Source organism: Mucilaginibacter sp. (assembly GCF_965277465.1).
Classification (GTDB): Bacteria; Bacteroidota; Bacteroidia; order Sphingobacteriales; family Sphingobacteriaceae; genus Mucilaginibacter.
This window is the reverse complement of sequence record NZ_CBDICW010000001.1, coordinates 2236152-2258891: the sequence shown is the minus strand read 5'-3', so window position 1 is coordinate 2258891 and position 22740 is coordinate 2236152. Positions and strand designations below refer to the sequence as shown.

Sequence of the window (22740 nt, the reverse complement as noted above, 5' to 3'; positions counted from 1 at the left end):
CTAAGCCTTTTAGGCAAGCAGATCTTCTTTTAACCGGTTGCGCATTTCGTTAATATATTCTGACGGCAGAATGCCGTACTCCTCTTTAAATACCTTGGCAAAATAAGCCGCATTGTTAAAGCCAACTTCGTAACCTATATTGGCTATGCTCAGCTTGCTTTTCTCCAACAGTTGCACGGCCCGTTTTAAACGGATAGTGCGGATACAATCAACAGGGGTTTTACCCGTAAGCGTTAATAGTTTTTTATAAAGCGATACCCGGCTCAGGTTTAGCTGGCGACTCAGCTCTTCCACACTAAAATTGGGGTTGGTGATATTAAGCTCTATACAATCCAGAGCATTTTTAAGGAATTTTGCATCCTCCGATACCACCACCACATCTGTAGCCTGAATTTCCATCTGTTTCTGATAGGTTTTTTTCATTGTTTGTTGCATCCGTAGCAGGTTGTGGATCTTTGATAATAAGATTTCGAAGTTAAAAGGCTTAATGATGTAATCATTTGCTCCTCCGTCAAGGCCAGCTAACTGCTCCTTTTCCCCGGTTAAGGCGGTTAATAAAATAATGGGGATCTGTGCGGTGCGCTCATCTGCCTTTATTTTTTTGCAGAGCTCAACGCCATTCATTTCGGGCATGTTGATGTCGCTTACAATCAGTTTTGGGTGCAGAGCAAGCGCTTTTTGCCATCCGTCCTTACCATTTACGGCTTCTATTACATGGAAACTTTGTTTCAGGTTATCCTTAAGATAAAAACGCAGGTCGTCATTATCCTCAATCAATAAAATAGCCGGCTTTTTAGCTGCACCTGGCGAAGTATCCACACTTTTTAAAACGGGATAAACAAAGGCTTCGTCCTGCTGCGGAAGATCTACCTGCTGATCTTCAAATTGCTCACCTACCGGGATACTAACGCTAAAGCAGCTGCCATAATCGGGCTCGCTTTCAATAGTGATCGTCCCGCCGTGCATTTTAACAAATTCTTTGGTGATTGACAGGCCGATACCACTCCCCTGGTTCAATAAACTTTCGGGCATACTATCCTGAAAGAAACGTTCAAAGATCTTTTCCTGCTTTTCTTTCGGTATTCCTATGCCTGTATCAATTATTCTGATATCCAGTGTTTTTTGCTGTTGTGCCGCTGCATCCGCTGCCGAAAGGCTCAGCATAACACTGATATGCCCGCCCGACGGTGTAAATTTAAACGCGTTTGAAAGCAGGTTAAAAAGTATCCGCTCTATTTTATCCTGGTCAAAATCAGTAACGAAAGAGGATACTTCGCTCTCAAAAAGATATTCAATTTGTTTTTGGTGCGCCACATCCGTGAACGAAGAGGAAACTTCTTTTATAAACTTAACAATATCACCTTTGCTTAAACAAAGCTTAAGCTCATTGTATTCCATTTTACGGAAATCAAGCAACTGGTTAACCAAATTGAGCAGGCGTTTACCGTTCCGTTTAATCATTACCAGGCGTTGCTGCTGTTCGGGTTTATCCGTCACCTTAATCAGGTCATCAATTGGCGACAGGATAAGTGATAAAGGTGTCCTGAACTCATGGCTCACATTGGTGAAAAATTTGATCTTCATCAAATCAAGCTGGTGCATGCGCCGGGCCTCCTCACGCTCATTTTCAATCTTCCGTTCGGCCTCTATTTTATCCTGCCTTAATTCAAATTGTTTTTGCAGCTTAACAATGCCGCGATGCCTTAGATAAAGAACCAAACCAAACGCTAAAACCAAATAGGATAAATAAGCCCAGGTAGTTTTCCAAAAAGGGGGCAGCACTTTAATTTTAAGCATAATTATATTACCGTAAGCCGCATCGTTCGCATTTTTAGCGCGGACTTTAAACAGGTAGTCGCCCCCATCAAGGTTGGTATATATGGCTTTACGGTCGGTGCTTGGTGCATTGATCCAGCCTTTATCAAACCCATCTAATGTGTACTGGTATTTTATTTTATCCGGATTAAAATAATCGCAGGCAGCAAACTCAATGCTGAAAACATTTTGGTTATGGTTCAGGGTGATGCTTTTTGTTTCGGAGATGGATCTTTCCAGGATAGGCTTCCCTTTAACCGCATCACCAACCACAACGCTTTTATTAAACAGCTGAAAATCTGTAAAAACTAAATTTTGCTTCGGTTTAAATGTATTGATAACCCCCGGGTCAAATAAGTTAAAGCCGTGGGCACCACCGAACATTAAAAGGCCGTTCTTCATTTTAAAGGCAGCGTTCATGTTAAATCCCCTGCCCTGCAAGCCATCAAACTCGTTAAAATTATTTACCTGGAACTGGTATTTACCGCCGCTTTGGGTCAGCCTGATATTGGCAAGGCCGTTATTGGTACTTACCCATAACTGCCCGTAATTATCCTCCAGGATGTTAGATATATTGCTTGATGGAAAGCTGAAACCATCATTAGCTGTTAAAAATTGATCTGTTTTGGGGTTCAGGATGCTCAAGCCATCTTTTGTACCTATCCACATCAGCCCCCGGCTATCCTGAATAATGGTATTTACATCATTGGCCACAAGGCTGTTAGCATCTTTGGGCTTATTATAATAGTGCTTAACTTTGTGGGTATTATTTTCAATTACATCAACACCCTGATCCCTGCCTACCCAAATATTATGCTGCGTATCTTCATATACGGTTGAGGTGTAATAGCTACTTAACCCATATTGAGGGTGAAGAAAATTATTATGCTTAGGATCATAAATATTCAATCCCCCGGTAAAAGTGCCTACCCAAATGTTGTTTTTTGAATCTTCCAGGATGCTATACACCCTATCATCTGATAAGCTACCCGGTATTTTATCATTGTGCCGGTAATGTGTAAACTGTTTACCATCAAACCGGTCTAAACCACCAAAATACATGCCTATCCATAACTTATGCTCATGGTCTAACCGTAGACGCACTACAATATCATTAGAAAGGCTTGAAGGATTTGCCGCATCGTGCTTATATTGCGTATAGGTATTGGCTACCCTGTTAAAGTATATTAACCCACCACCGTTTGTACCTATCCATAAATTGCCCAGCTCATCTTCTGCAAAACAATCCACATCATCATAAGGAAGGCTTCTTTTATCCGTAGTAAAATGCCTGTTAAGCGGAAACTGCATAATACCTGTATGATAATAATTGGCACCCTGCTTAAATGTACCGGCCCAAATAATGCCTGTATTATCCTTAAATAAAAATATGCTGTTACCGCTTAATGATTTAGGGTCATCCTCTTTGTTCATCACATAGCTAATCTTGTTGGTTATAGGATCAACCACATTGATTCCGCCGTGATCAGTACCTATCCAAATTTTATTATCATCAGCCTGTACTATACTGTTAATGATGTTTGAATTAAGCTTGTTAACCGGCAGATCCTTACTGAAATGTATTAATGAATTAGCAGACCTATTATAGCAATAAACACCTATAGGTTTACCGTTTGAGTAGATCCAAAGGTTGCCTTTGTTATCGGCAGTAAGGTTAAAATATGGTAGTTTAACCCCAACTGCATTAGTGAAGCCCGAGTATCTGAATAAAATTCTATTGGTAAGGGTATTTAACTGATCAATTGTGCCATCGTTATAAATAAGCCAGTACATATTGTGTTGACCGCCAATTATATCAACCACGTAGTTTGAGTACAGCGCCACTTTTGATTTTGAAGAACTGTTATAAAAAGCTGTGGTACGGGTTGCGGTATTATAGCAATAAAGCCCCTTGCCTTCGGTGAGGAACCAGAAATTACCCTGCTGATCTTTTTTAACCGATTTTATTTGACTGGCGGGAATGTTATAAGCGGCAAGCTGGGCAGTAATATTGCGGGAGAATGTTTCGGTAGCTGCATTATAAATACTGATTGCGCTGTGTGTAAATATCCACAGCTTATTTTCGGGTCCCTGGTTAATGCTTGTTACATTGTTTTCGCCTAAGGAAGCGGAGTTTTGAGCATCGTGCTTAAAAATCCTGAACTTATAGCCATCGTAGCGGTTCAATCCCGATGTGGTACCAAACCACATAAAGCCTTTATCGTCCTTAAAAATGCAATTAACCTGGTTGTCAGACAGGCCGTTGGTTATATCAAGGTGCGAAAATTTATATACATCGGTTTGCGCAAACAAAACCTGCTGCATAAAAATAGCTACTATAAAAGTTAAGTAAACCTTAAACCCCATAATTTAATAATTGGCATTAATTACATTATACATGAAAATGCATCATTAAAATTACAGAATAATTGTAATATTAACAGTAATAAATTACAGCTGCATATCAACTATAACTAAAATTGTTATAAATAATAAAAATCCTGTACGTGTTTATAAATGCAATGTCAACCAAAAACTGTTGTACAAATAGGTTTATTATTGGGTTGGCAAGAGATGCACGAAGTAAAATTATTGATTTTATGCGATACAGCGATAAAACAAATGTTAAATATAATATAACAAATGTTACAAATGCAGGGCTGTTTATAAAGCTAAAAAGAGGCTCATAGCTACCAAATATCCTAACAAAAAAAGTCCCCGGTGTATAAAACCGGGGACTTTTAAGTAATAAATATAATAAGGTTTATTGGTAAGCCGGGTTTTGAACCAGGTTTGGATTAAGCCCTAACTCAACCTGTGGAATTGGATAAAGATCACGGCCAGCAGGCAATGATGTATTATACAAACCATGCAAAGCACCATCGGCAGTTGGGCCAGCCGGATTAGGTATCTGGTTGGTGCTGTTATCAACCGTGCCATAAGCCTTTTTAATAAAGGCAGCAGCTACACCTGCCCTGCGCAAATCATAAAACACAGAATATTCGCCTGATAGTTCATGCCTGTATTCGCTGTAAACCATTTGTAAAGGATCAGTTATTGGAGATGCTGCAGAACCATCATAGTTAGCACCATCCTGCATAACTGCGGGTGATGTACCTCCCCATGCACGGTCTCTGACTAATTTAAGGGAAGCTAAACCGCCTGCAACATCACCGGTTCTGATCTGGCACTCAGCCTTATCTAACAATACTTCGGCATAACGTAACAGGATCTGGTTTTGTGCACCAAAAATTGTAGAGTTACCTGAGTTTGCATCAAGCGTAGGATCCCTCCACATTTTTGCGCAATAATAACCTGTACGGCCTTTGTCTGATCCATACCACGGTTTGGTAAGTGTACCACAAGTATTTATAATTTTACCATCATCACCAATATAACGCGGATCTTTATTGGTAAAGCCTGATTGTACCAACGGATAACCAGCTATACCGCCCCTGCCAATAATACCAGGGCTTATATTTTGATCACCGGGGCCAATTACTGTAGCCAGCTTACGTTTATCGCCTGCTTGATAGGAAAGATATAATCCGGGGTTGGCATAATCATAACCAAAGTTTGATACTTCTTCGGGCCAGCTAAAATCCGAGATCCAGGCAACTTCATTACCTGCACCCCAGCTTTGTGTTCCGGCAACATCAAACTGAACTTCAAAAAGAGATTCGTCACTGTTTTGGTGATCATATTCATTAACCGACTCAAAATCGGGCAGTAATGAATATTTACCCGGTAACTGGTTAAATGATGCCAAAGCACCTGCATAATCCTTAAGCCACATTTGTGCCGCACCTAAATATCCAAGTGCTGCGCCTTTGGTAGCCCTACCAATTTCGGTGCTTGGCAGGTCTGTTTTCCAGGGTAGTAAGGTTACTGCTGCTTTCAGATCTGATTCAACCTGCTGAAAAACCTGATCCTGTGTGCTCCTTGGGTTTAAACCCGTGCTGGTTGCTTTTAACTCCAATGGTACCCCGCCGAAACTGGCTGCAAGGTAATAATAGGTCATGCCGCGTAAAAAATAAGTTTCACCGGTTAAACGATCAGCTAAGGCTTGTGTTAAGATTCCTTTTGCTTTCATTTCGGCAATAATAGGGAGCGCAGAGTTAGCCCTGGCAATACCTACATAGGCGCGTGTCCAGAAAACCTCTATCGGCGAGAAATCTGCCGGGATAGCAAAAATATTGTACGACCGGTCATTCCCCCAGTTAAAAAAATCATGGGTCTGGAAATTGGCATAGTACCAGATTGATTTTTTCAGCAGATCGGCATTTTGGAAAGTATCATAAATTCCGTTTACAAGCGCCACACCGTCAGATGCTTTGGTAAAAAATGCACTTGCTGTGGTTTGCGTAGTATCTGTTTGGTTCAGGAAGCCCTTTTTACAACTCAGGGGTATTATCACGCCCATAATCAAACCTATTATGGATATATTTTTTCTGTTAAGTTTCATATCGTTAATTTTTTATCAGTCTTTTTTAAAACGTTACGTTTAAACCAAGGGTATAAAATTTAGAGGAAGGGTAAGTACCTTCGTCAATACCTGATGCAGTTGCACTTGATTGTGAAGCACCGGTTGCTACGTTTGTACCTGTTGCATTTCCAATTTCGGGATCAAGCCCTGAGTATTTGGTGATAGTGAACAGGTTTTGAGCCGATACATATAACCTTACCCTGGTTATTGAAAATCTTTTCAACAGATCGGCAGGTAAAGTATAGCCTAACGTAACATTCCTTAAACGCAGGTAGCTTCCGTTTTCAACATATACGCTTGAAGGTACGTTGTTACCGCTAACATCATCGTTATAGGTAACCCTTGCATAACGGTTTGACGGGTTGGTAGGCGTCCAGTGGTTTTGGTAATACTGCTCGCTAACATTTTCAACACCAACAAATCCCGGTGCCTGGAAACTTTCTAAAGTGCGCTCCTGGTAGTTAAATATCTTGTTGCCGTAAGTACCGTAAAAGAAAGCGTTAAAATCAAATGCCTTGTAAGATAGATCCAAGTTTAAGCCGCCATAAAATTTAGGGATAGGGCTGCCTAAGCTTGTCCTGTCTGATGCCGTAACCTGTCCGTCGCCGTTTACATCAGCATAGTAACGGTCTCCCGGCTGGGTAGTTGAATTTTGGTAATATGGATTGCTTGGGTGCAGTGCCGCAGCTTTTGTGTTTAAAGCATTAATTTGTGCCTGAGTTTGGAATATGCCTAATGATTTGTAACCATAAAACTCACCTACCGGCTGGCCAATGTTGGTTTGGCTGAACGCGCCCCATCCATCAGCATTTAAACCGCCTAAGGTAATCAGGTTGTTTATAAAAGTGGTGTTTTTGTTGATGCTCAACAGCTTATTGCTCACCGTTGTGATGGATAAACCTACACCAAACTTAAAATCATTTACGGTATGGTTGTAGTTGGCTGCAAACTCAAAGCCTTTATTATCAATACTCCCCACATTTTGCGCCAAAGGTTGGCTAAAGCCAGTTTGTGCCGATGCAGGAAGATTTAATAAAAAGTCCTTTGATTTTTTATTGTAATAATCAACAGTTAAGGTAAGCTCGCCATGTAAAAAGGAAGCATCCATACCTATATCTGTTTGCTGATCCGTTTCCCATTTAAGGTTAGGATTTTCGGGCTGGGTTGGTGCAATACCACCCTGGTAAATTGCCCCGGTTGAACCATTTTTGCCAAAGGCATAACCATAGTTACTGCCAGAGCTTGCCGGGCCACCTGATGAATACAAGGCTGCGTACTGGAACAGGCCGATAGAACCCTGGTTACCAACCTCGCCATAACTGCCCCTGAATTTCAGGTCAGACAACCAATCTACATTCTTTAAAAATGATTCTTCTTTTGCTTTCCACGCGATTGCGCCCGAAGGGAATACACCATATTGATGGCCCTGATCAAATTTAGATGATCCATCTCGCCTTACTGTACCGGTTATGATGTATTTATTATCGTATTTATAGCTCAGCCTTGCAAATTGCGAAGCCAGTGAATACGTTTGCTGGTTACCATAAGCCGTTAGGTTTGAAACCTGACCCAAGTCTCTGATGGCATTACTTGGCAGATCATTTCCGCTGCCGCCTATCTGCCTGAAAGTATTTTGCTGTTCAGATACACCACCTACAAAACTGATGGTGTGCTTGCCGAACGTTTTATCGTACGATAAGGTATTTTCCCAAAGATATTCGAACGTATTATTGGCACTTTGCGAATACACGCTTAACTGTGTTGGGCCGCCCAAACCGTATTGATCACTGGAGCGGTCATCCTCTGGCTGAAAATAATAGCCCGAAAAATCGCTGATGTTTACACCGGCATTGGTTTTAATTTTAAAACCGTCAAAAATAGTAGCCTCTAACGATGTGCTGCCTAAAAAGTAGTTGTTCAGGTTTTTATAATCGTTGGTTTCGATATTATAAACCGGGTTACCCCAGCTTTTGGTATAAATATTTACCGGGTTATAGAAACCGTAATTACTGCCGCTTTTAATTTGATTGGTTAGCTTATTACCGGTTATGGTTGGGATAAGCTCAGTTAATTGCTGTAATGAGCCTGTACCGAACGGATTATTCTGATCCTGCCTTGAATATTTGGCGCTTGATGATGATTTTAACCAGTTACTGATCTTGTAATCAATATTAAAACCAAGGTTTAACCTTTTAAAGTAAGATCCTAAAACTATCCCCTTTTGATCGTAATAACCGGCAGAAAAGGCCGACTGCACTTTTTCGTCGCCGCCTCTTATGGCCAGGTTATAATCCTGTTTTAAGCCTGAACGATAAACGGCGTTCTGCCAGTCTACATTTGTTAAGGCCGCCGGGTTGCTCCATTCTGGTAATTCCTGGAAGTTTCCTTCTGTTGCCTTGTCTTCGTTAGCTAAAGTTGCCCATTGCTGTGCATTTAACACCTTGTATTCTTTTGGTTTAGACTGAAAAGACGAATAGGCATCCAAAGAAACCTGCACACCATCTTTTTTACCTTTTTTGGTAGTGATAATAACTACACCATTTGCAGCCCTTACCCCATAAATGGCAGTGGCCGATGCATCTTTCAACACATCAATAGTAGCAATATCATTAGGGTTAATATTGTTTAGCCCGCCCGAAATAGGGTAGCCATCAACCACATACAAAGGATCGTTACTGGCAAGGCTACCAATACCCTGATTACTACACTAACGCTGTTGCCCGGGGCGCCATCATTATTAGTAACCTGTACACCTGCGGCACGGCCCTGTAAAGCCTGATCTAACGATGTTACGGGTACTTTAGCTATCTGTGCAGCGCTTATTGAGCTGATTGAACCGGTTAGATCGGTACGCTTGGTAGTTCCGTACCCTACCGATACTACTACAACCTCGTTTAAGTTATTTACGGTTGCTGCCAGTTTTACATTGTAAACACTGCCGCTGCCAACTACTACTTCCTGGTTTACATACCCCAAAAAGCTAAACACCAACGTTGCATTTGGCTGAACTGATAATTTAAAGGCGCCGTTTGCATCGGCAGTTACGCCGGTTGAGGTTCCTTTAATAGTGATGCTAACGCCGGGCAGGGTTTGGCCGTCGGAGGCCGCAGTTACCTTGCCTGTAATTTGCCGTGTTTGCGCAAACGAGGCATAGCAGGTGCAGATAGACAACAAAAGGATCATTATTGACCTTTTGCAGCTACTTAAATTGTTAAAAAGTACATCTTTCTTCATTTGAATCTATTTAGATTTAAATTGTTTAATTGATTGGTTTATTAATAGAAAACTGGTTGGTTTACAGGTAAAAGCACAGGTAACAGTAAATGCTTCGCGCTTAGGGTTTTTCAGTAAAACTTTTGTTAAAATGGTTTAATAATTTGCTGGTTAGGCCTTGTAACTTTATTACAGTTATCCGGAGGGTGAAATTAGGAGAGATCCTTTTTTCATTGTAACAGTTTTGTTAATGTTTATACAACAAATGTTATATACAGCGCAAACAACTGTTAAACCAACAATTATTTATAAAAACCGGTAATTTATGGCGCGCAGCATTTGCGAATACGTTTTACCGGCCATTGGTTATGGCAATACAATTGGTAGGGATAGACCTCGTATTTTTAACAAACAAGTCATCTGATTTTAAGAAAATTGAATTATTTGCTCAGCATATTATATAACTTAGTGAAATGGAGAAAATATCAATTAGTAATATATTATCTGTGATCATCGGCGGATTGCTAACGTTCCTCGCAAGCTATTTTTTAGAATCAAAAAAGCTAAAAAACGAAAAGTATAAATTCACTCGAGAAAAGATAATATCGGTTGGCGAAGACTTTTATCGTTTCAGCGCTTATGCTTTATTGCGTTTCGAAACATTACTCGACACTTACGAAAACATGTTCAATTATGATTCCCAAGAGGCTGCAAATGTAATGTGCCAAGTTGATGATAATTTAAAACTACTCCTATCAAAGATTGCTGAAAATAATATTACAATTACGAGTGCAGATATATTCTATGGAGTATCTGGTGCTGATACAGCAGCACTATTTATCAATGAAATAAAAACTGCAGAAGCGCAATTTCAAGAAGTTGCATCAGGCAATCCATCCAATGAAGAATTAATAAATGCTCTTACAGAAATTAAAAAAACTATTACTAAATATATAGATCTTATAAAAAAAGATAGAGAAACAGTTAAAAAGAAGATCATTCAAATACTTAAAGTTAGTTAAATTGAAAACACATGGATTCTAAAACTTTTAACATGTTCCATTGATTTACACATCTTTTGAATTTAGAAATAAAATCTATTCACTATCTTTAAATTAAAACCTGTATCATGAAAAAGTTTATGCTAATCGGCCTGCTTTGTGTGGCCTTTCTGTTGGGTTATGGCTTTAGCCGTTTAACTACACCTGTTAACAGCGGCCCGCGTGTAACCGGAATTGGCGGTATTTTTTTTAAGGCTAAAGACCCCACAGCGCTCAAAGCCTGGTACAGTAAAAACCTGGGTATCCGCATGGGTGGGTTCGGTTCAGATTTTGAGTGGCACCAGGGTATGGACAGCACCAAAAAGGGCTTTACCATCTGGGCGCCGTTTAAGGAAACAACCAAATATTTTCAACCATCCGAAAAGGAATTTATGATCAACTACCGCGTGGTTGGCCTGGATCAGCTTTTAGCGCAAATGAAAACAGCAGGCATAATGCCGGCCGATACCATGCAAAAAACCAGTTATGGTAATTTTATACACCTGATGGACCCGGAAGGTAATAAAATTGAACTTTGGGAACCCAATGATGTGGAGTTTGCTAAAATGGGAAGTGTTACGACTAAATAACCAGGATTAATGCAATTAAACAGGTATGCATATAGTAAATACTGTGCCCTTATCTAATTCACTATCTACTTTTATGGTTCCGCCTAATGATTCTACTTGTGTTTTAACCATGTATAATCCTAATCCCCTGCCTTCAACAGTTTGGTCAAAACGCTGGTAAAGCCCGAAAAGCATTGCTTCGTTTCTTTTAAGGTCAATACCCTTTCCATTATCAGCTACCAAAAGTTTGATGTATTTATCGCCATCCACTTCAGTACTGATGTTTATTACAGGGTGAAAATCTTCCCTACTGTATTTAATGCTGTTTAAAATAAGGTTGTATAAAATGCTGTATAAATAACTGCGAACCGAAAACACCTGGTTAACTGCCCCAAAATCACAGTTCAACAAAACATTTTCTTTTTCAACCATGTGATTTATGCTGAATTTAATATCGTCAACAAGCTGTTGAAAATAAATTGTTTCTTTTTTATCACCGATCCGCTGCCGCGATTGAAAGATATTGTTCAGGTCGTTTATAATAAGATCTATCTTCTTTACCGACAGGTCAAGTCCATTTAAAACCATTGGTTTTGATTCGTGGTCAACATCATCATTGATCAGCATTTCGCTCAAACTTAAAACATTGGTAACGGGTGCGCGCAGGTTGTGCGATATGATATAGGCAAATTGTTCCAGATCATCATTTCTACGGATCAGATCGGCCAAAATCTTTTCTTTTTCTTGCTTTGCACGCCGCTGTTCGGTAATGTCCCAGTTGCTGCCAATCATTTTTAAAACCTTACCCGTTTTTTGATCAACCACATTTAGCGCTTTGGAGCGTATATACCTTATAGCATGGTCAGAAGCCCTTATAATCCTGAAATCGGTATCTAACGGCCTTATCCCCTGTTCGGCTTCGTTGCTGTCATCCAAAACTTTTTGTAAATCTTCAGGGTGTACATAGGTTGGCCATGTATTAAAATTAACAGTATCTACTTTAGGATCAAGGCCATAAAGCCTGTACATGGCACTGTCCCATTTTAATTCATGGGTACTAACGTCCCATTCCCAGATACAAACACTGCTGGCCTCAATAGCAATGCGTAACCGGTTATTTAATTGCTGTACTTCGTCTTCTGCTTTTTTGCGCTCGCTGATGTCCCTTAAATTTACCACAATGGCATTTACGCTTTTGTTATGCATCAGGTTGGTGGCAATACCTTCCAACCATAAGTAGTGCCCATCGGTATGTTTGGCACGTACCTTAATTGGAATAGGCCTGCCCGGATTATTAACAACAATCTGCTGAAATCTTTTAATTTCGGTTATATCATCAGGGTGTGCCAGTTCAAGGTAGCTACGGCCAATCCGTTCATCGTCGGTAAAACCCATCATCCGTGATGTTGCCGGGCTGCGGTAAATCGTCAGCATACTTTTATCCAGCAATAAAATGGCGTCGTTGTTATTCTCAACCAATTCTCTGAAGCGGTCTTCGCTGGCAATAACCTTTTCCTCAGCGAGCTTTCTTTGGGTTATATCGGTAACCATAGCCATTGCACCGCCATAGCTACCGTCTTTAAAAATGGGTGTGGTAGAGATAATGACCCAAACTTTTGTTCCGTCCTTTTTTAAAAAAACAAAGTCGTGCTGCTCTTTAATACCATCTTTACGCTTTTGAATATTAAGTTCTGAAATTTTACGGCTACTTTCATCCATAAAATCAAACAGCTCCATGCCAATCATTTCACCGCGTTGGTAACCAAGTATGGCAGCCATTGCATCATTTACAAAGGTAGTTTTATTGTTTTCGTCAATTACCCAGATCCCTTCCTGAGATAATTCAACAATCTGTTTATATTTTTCTTCTGTTTCCCAAATCTTTTGCTCCGATAATATCTTTTCTGTTTTATCCCTGATGATGATAATTGCACGTAATTCGCCTTTATCTGTAGTAAAAATCCGGTTACTGATCTCGGCAATAAGCCGGGTACCATCTTTTCTTAAAACGCTAAGATCACCCCTTATGGCACCCGTTTGCTCGCGCTCAACTTTAAATTTTTCAAAATTGGGATGTTGGGGATCAAAAAGCATTGAACGGGTTGATGCGCAGATTTCGTCCTCGGACATACCAAAAATTTCACAAGCTGCAGGATTAGCCGCTAAAACATTCCCGTTAGGAATAGTCAGAAGTATTCCGTCAAGGCTGTGCTCATAGCACATTTGATAGGTAAGATCATCGTGATGGTTAAAATTATTTTTATGATTGCCCATACAGCTTACTATAATACGTTTTAACGGATTTAACAATTATATTGTTTAAAATACTATGAATCAATCCTATACATTTTAGCCCTTACTTAGCTAATATAAAAAAATAGCCCTAATTTGAAAAGATGAAGCGGTTAAATTTATGCTTAAATTAGTGTGTTATCAACAATTTAATTAAAGTAAAAAGCGCCATTCATTTTCATGAAAGGCGCTTAGTGTAAGTATCATTATGCCTTTTAAAAAAAAGACACTTATTAGAAACCTCAGATCAGCTTATCAGGCGTGATCGGCAAATCACGTACCCTTTTACCCGTGGCATTATAAATGGCATTCGCAATGGCAGCCGCCATACCTGTAACGCCAATTTCGCCTATCCCTCTTGCGCCGATAGGAGAAATATAAGGGTCTGGTTTCTCAATAAACTGCACATCAATTTCTGGTATGTCGGCATGTACAGGTACCAGGTATTGAGCCAAATCGCGCGTTACTATACGGCCATTATTAGGATCGTACCTGGTTTCTTCCATCAATGCCATGCCCATGCCAAATAAAATCCCACCCATAATCTGGTTTGTAGCGGTTTTTAAATTCATCACCGTACCAATATCCATTACACTTGCAATTTTTTCAACCCTGATAGTTCCCAAATCAGGATCAACCAAAACCTTGGCAAACTGTGCGCCGAATGAATGGAAAACATAATCCTTACGATCTGTTTTTTCATCAGCCTGTACTGCGGCATTGGTTTTACTTTCTGCTTCTATTTTAGCTTCAGGGCTTCCATCAGGAGCCGGGGCCGACTGCTGCTGGCGGGTTGAAACATTGGTTTTTGCCTGCGCCTCTACCTTATCCATGCCTTTGCGGCGTAACACATCAGCAAAAGATTCGCCCTTATCAGGGTTATTTTTCAGCTGTATACGGCCATTACCGGCTATAATATCTTCTTCTTTTTTACCGTGTAAAGGTGAGCCTTCATCAGCTATTGCCATTTTGATCACTTTGCTTACTACACCCAAAGCTGCAGCCCTTATTGGCGGGCCTACACTTGCCGATACCTGTGAACCACCTGATTGCGCCCCTTTGGGATATGAGCTATCCCCCAGCTTTACCTTCACCTTATCAACAGGTAAACCAAATGCATCGGCAGCAACCTGTGTCATAACGGTATAGGTACCGGTACCAATATCCTGTGTGCCGCATAATATTTCGGCATGGCCATCAGCAAACAAAGTAGCTTTTGCCGATGAGGCGCTACGGTTAGCCGGATAGGTTGCCGTTGCTACACCATAACCAACCAATAAATTACCCTGTTTGGTTGTACCCGGCTCGGCACTGCGGTTGGCCCAGCCAATAGCATCAGCACCACGCTGGTAACAATCTTTTAAATATTTTGATGAGAACTGCTTTTTCTTCTGTTCATCCATATCTGAGTGGTTGGCCATCCTGAGCTTAACCGGGTCCATTTTTAGTTTGTAAGCCAGTTCATCCATCGCTACTTCAAGTGCATACATCCCTACTGCCTCGCCCGGGGCACGCATAGGGCACGGCGTACCGCGGTTAAGCCTTACTAAACTATGCTTAACTTCAATGTTGGGGCTGCTGTATATCATACTGGTAGCAACACCTGCTGTTTCTACAAATTCATCTACAAATGATGTTTCTGTTATTGTATCATGTTTAATGGATTGTAATTTACCATCCGCTCCGGCACCAAGTCCAATTTTTTGTTGTGTTTGTGTACGTCTGCCCGCTGCCGAAAATACCTGTTGTCTTTTTAATTCGATCTTAACCGGCCTGTTAAACTGTTTGGCTGCCATTGGTGCCAATAATGTATTGGCCCAGGTAAATCCCTTTGAACCAAAGCCGCCGCCAATGTATAAAGCATATACCTGTGTGTTTTCTTTAGGTACGCCTAATATAGTTGATAATAAGCCCTGCACACCTATAACCGATTGCGTAGCATCATAAACGGTTAGTTTATCGCCATTCCATTCAGCAATGGTAGCGTGTGGTTCCATTGCATTGTGGCTGTAAACCGGCGTTTTATAAGTTTCATCAATGGTAACAGCAGCCATTTTCATAGCCGTGTCAGCATCTCCTCTTTTCTCCTGTGTTTTAGCGCCGCCTAAACCTGAGCCGGGTTGGTAAGCAGCGGCAAAATTAGTTTCGAAACCGACCATTGGCTTTTGTTCCTCGTAGGTTACTTTCATTGTAGCGGCGGCTTGCTCTGCCTGTTCGGCAGTTTCAGCAACAACCACAGCAATGTACTGGCCACCGTAAAGTACCCTATCGTTTTGTAGGGGTAACAAATCTTTTTCCGCAAATTTTCCGCTGCCAGGGTCTGATCCGGCTGGTGAATGCAGCATCATACAGTTTTCACTGGTCATTACACCTATAACGCCTGGCATTTTTTTGGCCTGGTCTACATCTATAAATTTAACCCTGCCTTTGGTTATGGTACTTAAAACTGGTGCTCCATAGGCCAGATTTTTAATTTGATATTCGGCTGCGTATGTGGCCGCGCCGGTAACTTTTGCCCGGCCGTCAACACGGTCTATCGGTTTTCCAAGTGATTCGTTCATGACAAGCCCCCCACTGTTGTTAAGGCGCGTACCAGGGTACGTTTAGCCAGTTCTAATTTAAATGCGTTGTCTTTATAAGGTTTTGCTTCTGCCAAAGCAGCATCGGCAGCTGCGCGATAGGTTTTTGCATTAGCAGGCGCACCAATTAAAGTTTTCTCTGCTGATAAAGACCGCCAGGGCTTGGTGCCTACGCCGCCCAGCGCAACCCTTGCACCTTTAATTATTCCGTTTTGTATATCAAGGGCAACCGCGGCTGATGTCAGCGCAAATTCATACGATGCCCTGTCGCGTACTTTTAAATAATGCGATTTAGCAGCAAATGCCAGAGCAGGGATTTCCACATGGGTAATCAGTTCATCCTGTTTAAGGTTATGCTCTATATGCGGGGTTTGTCCAGGTAATAAGTGAAAATCGGCAAATGGTATTGACCGCGCACCTTTTGATCCTTGTACGTGAATAATCGCACCCAAAGCTGCCAGCGCTACACACATATCTGATGGGTGTGTGGCAATACATTTATCACTGGTTCCTAAAACTGCATTCATCCGATTATAGCCTGAAATAGCGGCACACCCCGAACCAGGAACGCGTTTATTGCAAGCAAAATCTGTACTGTAAAAATAAGGGCAGCGGGTACGCTGCATTAAATTACCGCCCGTTGTTGCCATGTTACGCAATTGCGGAGATGCGCCCGACAACAATGCTTCTGACAATACCGGGAAATTTTTTATGATATAAGGGTTGTACGATAAATCGCTGTTCTTTACCAGCGCCCCTATGCGGATGCCACCGTTTTGAAGCTCCTCAATTTTATATAATGATAGCTTATTAATATCAACCACCTGTTTAGGGGTTTCGATATTAAGCTTCATCAGGTCGAGCATATTAGTTCCGCCTGCTATAAATTTAGCTTGGTTGATACTGGCTGCGCGTATGGCGGTTAAGTTGTCCTGCGCTTTTACAAATCTGAATGGTTCCATAATGATACAGGTTAAGCGTTTTGAACTTCTTTAATGGCTGCCACTATATTCTGATAAGCACCGCAACGGCAAATATTACCGCTCATCAGTTCTTTTATATCAGCATCGGTTTTGGCATGGCCTTCTTTCAACAAACCCACTGCCGAACATATTTGCCCCGGCGTGCAATAACCGCATTGGAAACCGTCGTGCTTTAAAAAAGCTGCCTGCATGGGGTGTAATTCTTCGCCTTTTGCCAACCCTTCAATGGTGGTAATTTCAGAGCCTTCACACATTGCGGCCAGCTGCAAACAAGAGTTAATGCGCCTTCCATCTACCAAAACGGTACATGCGCCGCATTGACCATGATCGCAGCCCTTTTTAGTGCCTGGCATCATCAGCTTTTCGCGCAGAGCGTCAAGTAAAGTCACCCTTGTATCGAGTGTTAATGTTTTTTGACTGCCGTTAACCATCATCGTTACAGATACCGGTTCGGCAGGAAGTGCCTCATTATCCGGTAAGATACCGGTAGCTTTGGAAAGTAAAGGTGCTAATTGTAAGCCAGCGCCTACAAAACCAACCTGACCTAAAAACTGCCGCCGCGTTGTACCACCTTTTAAAGGTTCTTTGCTTTCGGATGAATTGTCCATATAATTTAATTGATTGCTAATAAACAAACATTAATTTCAAGGCAAATGTTTAAACAAGAACTAAAAAATAAACTATTCAGAATCCGTCTAAACAAAACAAGCCACTACCATATAATCTACATTTCTTTGTGAACGGTAAAGATTGAGCGTTGTAAATTTTGTAGCGGAAGTATTATATTCTTCCATCAATCCTTACTTGTACTTTTCAAAGCCCAATAAACAAGCGCTGGCTGGAAAAACAAACGGATCAATCGTTTTTTATTGGTATCAAGATTAAGCGCACTCCGCTTATACTGGTATTGAGCTATATTACCGGGAAATACAGCGACAAAAAAAGCAGCGGCCACTCTTCCAATATCCTGCCTGTATTTTTTGGGTGCAAAGGCAATTGCGGTGCCTAATGCAATTTCGACTATTCCGGAATACACTACTGTATCATCTTTCTTCAATGGCACCCAGTTAGGAACCTGCGCCTGGAAACCTTTTCTGGCAAAGGACAGGTGACCGATTCCTGCTATAATGAGGTTAGTCCCCAATAAAATTCGCGCTGCATTTTTTATGTTTTCTTGTTTCATAGGTGATGTGTTTGATAACTGTACACAACAACCATTCCTGTTAATGGTAACTATTAATGTTTTGATAAATATTTCTAATTCTTTATTTAAGAAGGGCCATTTAAAAGATGAAATAGAATCAGAATCAGATTCACATTTATTAACTGAAAGTCAATCAAATAAGAAATACAAAAGCCTAAGATATTTGTTCAAATATTTAACCGACATTTTGAACGGGCTTCTGATTAAAAATCAAGCTTAATTGGTCATATAACCTGGGATGCATATGCTGGAATTTTTCGGGTTTTTCAAAAAAATATTCAGCAGCTACAGCTAAAAATTCTGCCTCGTTTGTAAGTGCATAAGGATTAATATCCGATTTTCCCTCTTTAATACGGTGCATCTCCTGATGCATCATATTTAGCCAAGGCAGAACATATTGATGAGCCATCAGGTTTTCAGGAACACCATCTGTAGTACCATCTGAATTATCCAGTAAGTGAACAAATTCATGTATTGCTGTATTTTCTTTTCCCGCTGATGCGGAAAAGCCTTTACTTAATGCGGAACGGGAAAGCAACATTTGGCCATTCATATAGCCCGATCCCACCATACCTAATATATTACGGTTCTCACCCTCAAACTGAAACTCTTTATCAAAGGTATCCGGATAGAGTATAATATTGGTTAGATTTTTATATTGCCAGTCGCCCAAACCAAAGATTGGAATAATAGCACTTGACGCAATTAAAACCTTATCTGTAGCCGTGACTTCAGTACCAACCCCTTCTATAGTTACTCCACTTAAAAATTCATTAATAAGATTTTCAAACCTGCTTTTTTCTAAATCGCTTAATTTCTGATAATAGTCAATATGAGCATCAAGCAATTCTTTGTATGCTGATTTTTCCGTTTCATCTAAAACGATAACTTTATTTTTTTTCCGAAACAAGAACCAGGTCAATAGGGCAATAAGAACGATAGAGATAAATATATACATGATGTTTAATTTCTTTTTCTTTTAAAAAGCTACTGAAGTATTCAATTCCTTTTGCTTAAAATAAATCATAAGTACCTGAGGCAAAGTGACACAGAATACAGAGATAAAAAACTGGTCTAAAGTTTCGCGTATTGAAAGAGGGCATATAATAAGTAATTGGAAGCTTGTTTTAACAACAGGTTATGGTGTTAAAAGTTGGTATAGATATTAAATAAAAATTTATCTGTGGAAACAGGTGTTGACATTATTTGGGTAATAATGCCCTTGGCTTAAGCAGCAAAAAGCTCAAAACACTTTTCGAAATAAAAAGCTTGCTAATACATTAATTTACAATAAGTTGTATTAAATAAAAAAGAGGCAGTCAAAAATTGACTACCTCTTTAAGGGTCGGTTATTGTACAAATTCCGAACCAGTTTATAGTGAATTTGCAGAAAATAGTCCGGCTTTGACTACCTTATGGTGCGTAACTCGAATCATTTTATTGATGATTGATTATAATTGGCGCTTATTTGAAGTTTTTTAATAATTTAATTATCTTGATAATACATTTCGCTATGTCATGGTTTTGCATAGCTTTATTAATATTAAATCTCAGAGAATGGAAATTGGTAAAAAATTTAATCAATTAACTATAGAAGAATATTACCCATACATTGACAATTATAAAGACTTTGAAGATTTCAACACGCTTGGACTTTACCGTTCACTGGTTGAAAATGAAAGATTGAGCCTTAATGAGAAAATTATGGTTCGAGAATATGCTCACAAAACATTCAAAAAAGCTTTTGATTTTTTACAATTGAAAGATCCATCTGTGTTTGTGGCAGTTTCAACTTTAGGAATAAAAAATACAAAAGCCGACTATGCCAAAATTTGGGAGGATGTAAAAAAAAATCAACAAAAAATTTTGTCCGATAAGAAAATTAGGCACCGAAATTTTGGAACATATTCCAAACACAATTGCCCATTTAAAGACTGCGTTTGGAATGGACTTATGATTAGACAAGGTTCATCATTAGCCGAAGCAAGCATGCACTTCCTTGGTGATAAAAATCCATATCCACAAAAAGTAAAATCAGACAAGCGAAGATCGGAACGAAAAAAAGAGAGGAAACTTGTAAACAAAGAGCTCGAAATGGAATAAAATAAAAAGCGCCCCTCATATTCATGAGAGGCGCATGGGTAAATGATGGGGCTCGAACCCACGACCCTCGGTACCACAAACCGATGCTCTAACCAACTGAGCTACATCTACCGTTTGGAGAGTGCAAAAATAGAAATATCCCGCTTAATTGCAAAGTCTTTTTAATATTACATTAAGGTTACCCATTTTATTTAGAACGATTTTAATTAATAAGTAGATTTGTAATTATGGCAGAGCAATTGGTAGAACTTAATGTGACAGGGATGCATTGTAATAATTGTGCTTTGTCTATTCATAAACTCCTCGAAAAAAAGGGCTTACAAAATATCCTTGTTGATTTTGCAAGCGAAGAGGTAAAATTCTCAAACAGCAGCAATACATCATCCCTACCCGAAATAATTAAAGGAATTGAGGGCTTAGGCTTTAAAGTTGTTGATGATCCGGCTACTCAAATCACTCCTTTTTACCAAAAAGTTGAAAATAAATTCATTTTCTGCGCCATATTAACCGCGCCTTTACTGCTCAACATGCTTTTTTCATGGCATTTTTTGCACCTGCCGGTAGTACAATTGTTGTTATGCCTGCCTGTTTTTGTGGTAGGATGCCTGCATTTTGGCAAAAGTGCTATCAACTCTATAAGGGGCGGCGTGCCCAATATGGATGTGTTGATATTTACAGGATCAACCGCGGCCTTTGTTTACAGCCTTGTTGGCACTATTGAAAACCTGGGCATGCAATACCAGTTTTATGAAACCTGCTCTACCATAATCACACTGGTACTTTTAGGTAACGTGCTCGAAAAACGTTCGGTTACCCAAACTACATCGGCAGTAAAAGACCTGGTGAAAATTCAGCAGGTAAATGCCAACCGGGTGGTTAATGGCGGGGTTGAAGTGATAAGTGCTAAGGATGTGCGCCCCGGCGATACCCTGTTGGTAAATACCGGTGATAAGATCCCGGTTGACGGCGACATACTATCGGGCAATGCATCGGTTGATGAATCCATGCTTACAGGCGAAAGCCTGCCGGTTGAAAAGGAAAAATATGATACCGTAATAGGCGGCACCATAGTGGTACATGGCAATTTAAAAATGATGGCCACCAAAGTTGGCTCAAATACGGTGCTGGCCCAGATAATTGAACTGATGAAAAAGGCGCAGGCTGCCAAACCACCTGTTCAAAAATTAGGCGATAAGGTAGCTTCTATATTTGTGCCGGCGGTAATATTGATTGCGCTCATCACCTTTGTTATAACTTATTTTATTATACATACCCCCCTGCAAACTGCATTGATGAATGCCATTGCGGTGCTGGTTATTTCATGCCCCTGTGCAATGGGTTTAGCTACCCCAACGGCTGTTATGGTTGGCTTGGGTCGCGCAGCAAAAAATGGTATATTAATAAAAGGTGGCGATACCATTGAGGCTGTAGCCCATACCAAATATGTAGTATTTGATAAAACTGGCACTTTAACTACCGGGAAGTTCCGCATTAATGAGATTAAGGTGGCTACTAACGCACCTATAGAACAGATCAGGGGAATTATACTGGCGATTGAGGAAAGATCTAATCACCCGATAGCTAAATCGCTGGTGGCTGAATTGAAACCACTTGAACAAACCAAGCTCATTATTAAAACCGTAAAGGAAGAAAAAGGCCTGGGTATGCGTGCGGAAGACGTGGAGGGGAATCATTACTTTTTAGGATCAGGTAAATCTGCCGATCAAAGCAGCTTTAACTTGTCGCTTTACAAAAACCAGCAACTGCTTGCACAAATAGCTATCGACGATGAAATAAAACCCGAGGCTGCAAACCTGATCATCCAACTTAAAAAAATGGGAATTATCCCTGTGCTATTAAGCGGCGATAAAAACAACAGGTGTTTAAAAGTGGCCCAGCTAATAGGCATTACTGATATACACTCCGAAAAACTGCCCGACGAAAAATTGGCGGTCATAGACATTTACAAACAAAAAGGGAAAACCATAATGATTGGCGATGGTATTAATGATGCCCCGGCCCTTACCAAGGCCGATGTAGGCGTTTCAATGAATGATGCCAGCCAGGTGGCGATACAATCGGCAAGGGTAATATTATTGAATACAGATCTGCAATCGGTAGTTAAATTCCTGCAGATCAGTAAGCACACGCTGCTTACCATTAAGCAAAACCTTTTTTGGGCATTTGCCTACAACGTTATTGCCATTCCTATTGCAGCCCTTGGTTTTCTAAACCCGATGGTTGGCGCATTTACCATGGCATTTTCTGATGTAGTGGTGATTGGTAACTCGTTAAGGTTAAAAGTAAAGAAGTTAGACTGATACTTTTTTCAGAACACCCATCCCCTGTTTATGAACATTAAGTATAAAAAACCAAGCTTATACCCTGTTTAGCGCAATGTTTCCTATTTTTGAGGCTTGACTATGGAGTATCGGCCATAGTTTGTGCACTAAAAA

12 protein-coding genes, 1 tRNA gene and 1 pseudogene are annotated in these 22740 nt (G+C 40.4%); 4 read left to right on the top strand and 10 right to left on the bottom strand.

Going from position 1 to position 22740, the window contains the following annotated elements; translation table 11 throughout:
- Positions 1–9: 9 nt before the first annotated feature.
- From ACQY4U_RS10235 to ACQY4U_RS10225, 3 genes and pseudogenes are all read right to left on the bottom strand, one after another.
- A complete protein-coding gene (locus ACQY4U_RS10235; RefSeq protein WP_428329300.1) occupies positions 10–4182 on the bottom strand; it encodes a hybrid sensor histidine kinase/response regulator transcription factor in 4173 nt (1390 codons plus the stop codon).
- Between the two features lie 397 nt (positions 4183–4579).
- Complete coding sequence (locus ACQY4U_RS10230; RefSeq protein ID WP_428329299.1) at positions 4580–6280, bottom strand: RagB/SusD family nutrient uptake outer membrane protein; 1701 nt, start codon at positions 6278–6280, stop codon at positions 4580–4582.
- 28 nt (positions 6281–6308) lie between these two features.
- Positions 6309–9484, bottom strand: a pseudogene (locus ACQY4U_RS10225) (carboxypeptidase-like regulatory domain-containing protein); the annotation flags it as partial.
- 503 nt (positions 9485–9987) lie between these two features.
- Here ACQY4U_RS10225 and ACQY4U_RS10220 point away from each other — a divergent pair.
- A complete protein-coding gene (locus ACQY4U_RS10220) occupies positions 9988–10536 on the top strand; it encodes a hypothetical protein (protein ID WP_428329298.1) in 549 nt (182 codons plus the stop codon).
- A 107-nt stretch (positions 10537–10643) separates the two neighbouring features.
- The gene (locus ACQY4U_RS10215; RefSeq protein WP_428329297.1) at positions 10644–11144 is read left to right on the top strand and encodes a VOC family protein; all 501 of its coding nucleotides are present in this window, start codon (positions 10644–10646) and stop codon (positions 11142–11144) included.
- Positions 11145–11159: 15 nt separating this feature from the next.
- Here the strand turns inward: ACQY4U_RS10215 and ACQY4U_RS10210 are convergent, their stop codons facing one another.
- From ACQY4U_RS10210 to ACQY4U_RS10185, 6 genes are all read right to left on the bottom strand, one after another.
- Complete coding sequence (locus tag ACQY4U_RS10210) at positions 11160–13397, bottom strand: PAS domain S-box protein (protein ID WP_428329296.1); 2238 nt, start codon at positions 13395–13397, stop codon at positions 11160–11162.
- A gap of 260 nt (positions 13398–13657) precedes the next feature.
- Complete coding sequence (locus ACQY4U_RS10205; protein WP_428329295.1) at positions 13658–15976, bottom strand: xanthine dehydrogenase family protein molybdopterin-binding subunit; 2319 nt, start codon at positions 15974–15976, stop codon at positions 13658–13660.
- Entirely contained in the window at positions 15973–16956 is a 984-nt protein-coding gene (locus ACQY4U_RS10200) for an FAD binding domain-containing protein (RefSeq protein WP_428329293.1), read from the bottom strand. Before ACQY4U_RS10200 ends, ACQY4U_RS10205 begins: the two co-directional genes overlap by 4 nt.
- Positions 16957–16967: 11 nt before the next feature.
- Positions 16968–17585 (bottom strand): (2Fe-2S)-binding protein, encoded by a 618-nt coding sequence (locus tag ACQY4U_RS10195; protein ID WP_428329292.1) that lies wholly within the window; start codon positions 17583–17585, stop codon positions 16968–16970.
- Between the two features lie 185 nt (positions 17586–17770).
- Positions 17771–18160, bottom strand: a complete 390-nt coding sequence (locus tag ACQY4U_RS10190) for a DoxX family protein (RefSeq protein WP_428329291.1) — start codon at positions 18158–18160, stop codon at positions 17771–17773.
- 196 nt (positions 18161–18356) lie between these two features.
- Positions 18357–19139, bottom strand: a complete 783-nt coding sequence (locus ACQY4U_RS10185) for a zinc-dependent peptidase (protein ID WP_428329290.1) — start codon at positions 19137–19139, stop codon at positions 18357–18359.
- 599 nt (positions 19140–19738) lie between these two features.
- Here ACQY4U_RS10185 and ACQY4U_RS10180 point away from each other — a divergent pair.
- Positions 19739–20284: a hypothetical protein gene (locus tag ACQY4U_RS10180; RefSeq protein ID WP_428329288.1), complete on the top strand. Its 546-nt coding sequence runs from the start codon at positions 19739–19741 to the stop codon at positions 20282–20284.
- A gap of 37 nt (positions 20285–20321) precedes the next feature.
- Here ACQY4U_RS10180 and ACQY4U_RS10175 read toward each other — a convergent pair.
- Positions 20322–20395, bottom strand: a tRNA-His gene (locus ACQY4U_RS10175).
- A 116-nt stretch (positions 20396–20511) separates the two neighbouring features.
- Between ACQY4U_RS10175 and ACQY4U_RS10170 the strand changes: the two genes are divergently transcribed.
- Complete coding sequence (locus ACQY4U_RS10170) at positions 20512–22605, top strand: heavy metal translocating P-type ATPase (RefSeq protein WP_428329286.1); 2094 nt, start codon at positions 20512–20514, stop codon at positions 22603–22605.
- The last annotated feature ends 135 nt before the right edge of the window (positions 22606–22740 follow it).

Coding starts and splice junctions, on each gene's coding strand:
- ACQY4U_RS10235 (WP_428329300.1), bottom strand. CDS start 4,182: ATGGGGTTTAAGGTTTACTTAACTTTTATAGTAGCTATTTTTATGCAG.
- ACQY4U_RS10230 (WP_428329299.1), bottom strand. CDS start 6,280: ATGAAACTTAACAGAAAAAATATATCCATAATAGGTTTGATTATGGGC.
- ACQY4U_RS10220 (WP_428329298.1), top strand. CDS start 9,988: ATGGAGAAAATATCAATTAGTAATATATTATCTGTGATCATCGGCGGA.
- ACQY4U_RS10215 (WP_428329297.1), top strand. CDS start 10,644: ATGAAAAAGTTTATGCTAATCGGCCTGCTTTGTGTGGCCTTTCTGTTG.
- ACQY4U_RS10210 (WP_428329296.1), bottom strand. CDS start 13,397: ATGGGCAATCATAAAAATAATTTTAACCATCACGATGATCTTACCTAT.
- ACQY4U_RS10205 (WP_428329295.1), bottom strand. CDS start 15,976: ATGAACGAATCACTTGGAAAACCGATAGACCGTGTTGACGGCCGGGCA.
- ACQY4U_RS10200 (WP_428329293.1), bottom strand. CDS start 16,956: ATGGAACCATTCAGATTTGTAAAAGCGCAGGACAACTTAACCGCCATA.
- ACQY4U_RS10195 (WP_428329292.1), bottom strand. CDS start 17,585: ATGGACAATTCATCCGAAAGCAAAGAACCTTTAAAAGGTGGTACAACG.
- ACQY4U_RS10190 (WP_428329291.1), bottom strand. CDS start 18,160: ATGAAACAAGAAAACATAAAAAATGCAGCGCGAATTTTATTGGGGACT.
- ACQY4U_RS10185 (WP_428329290.1), bottom strand. CDS start 19,139: ATGTATATATTTATCTCTATCGTTCTTATTGCCCTATTGACCTGGTTC.
- ACQY4U_RS10180 (WP_428329288.1), top strand. CDS start 19,739: ATGGAAATTGGTAAAAAATTTAATCAATTAACTATAGAAGAATATTAC.
- ACQY4U_RS10170 (WP_428329286.1), top strand. CDS start 20,512: ATGGCAGAGCAATTGGTAGAACTTAATGTGACAGGGATGCATTGTAAT.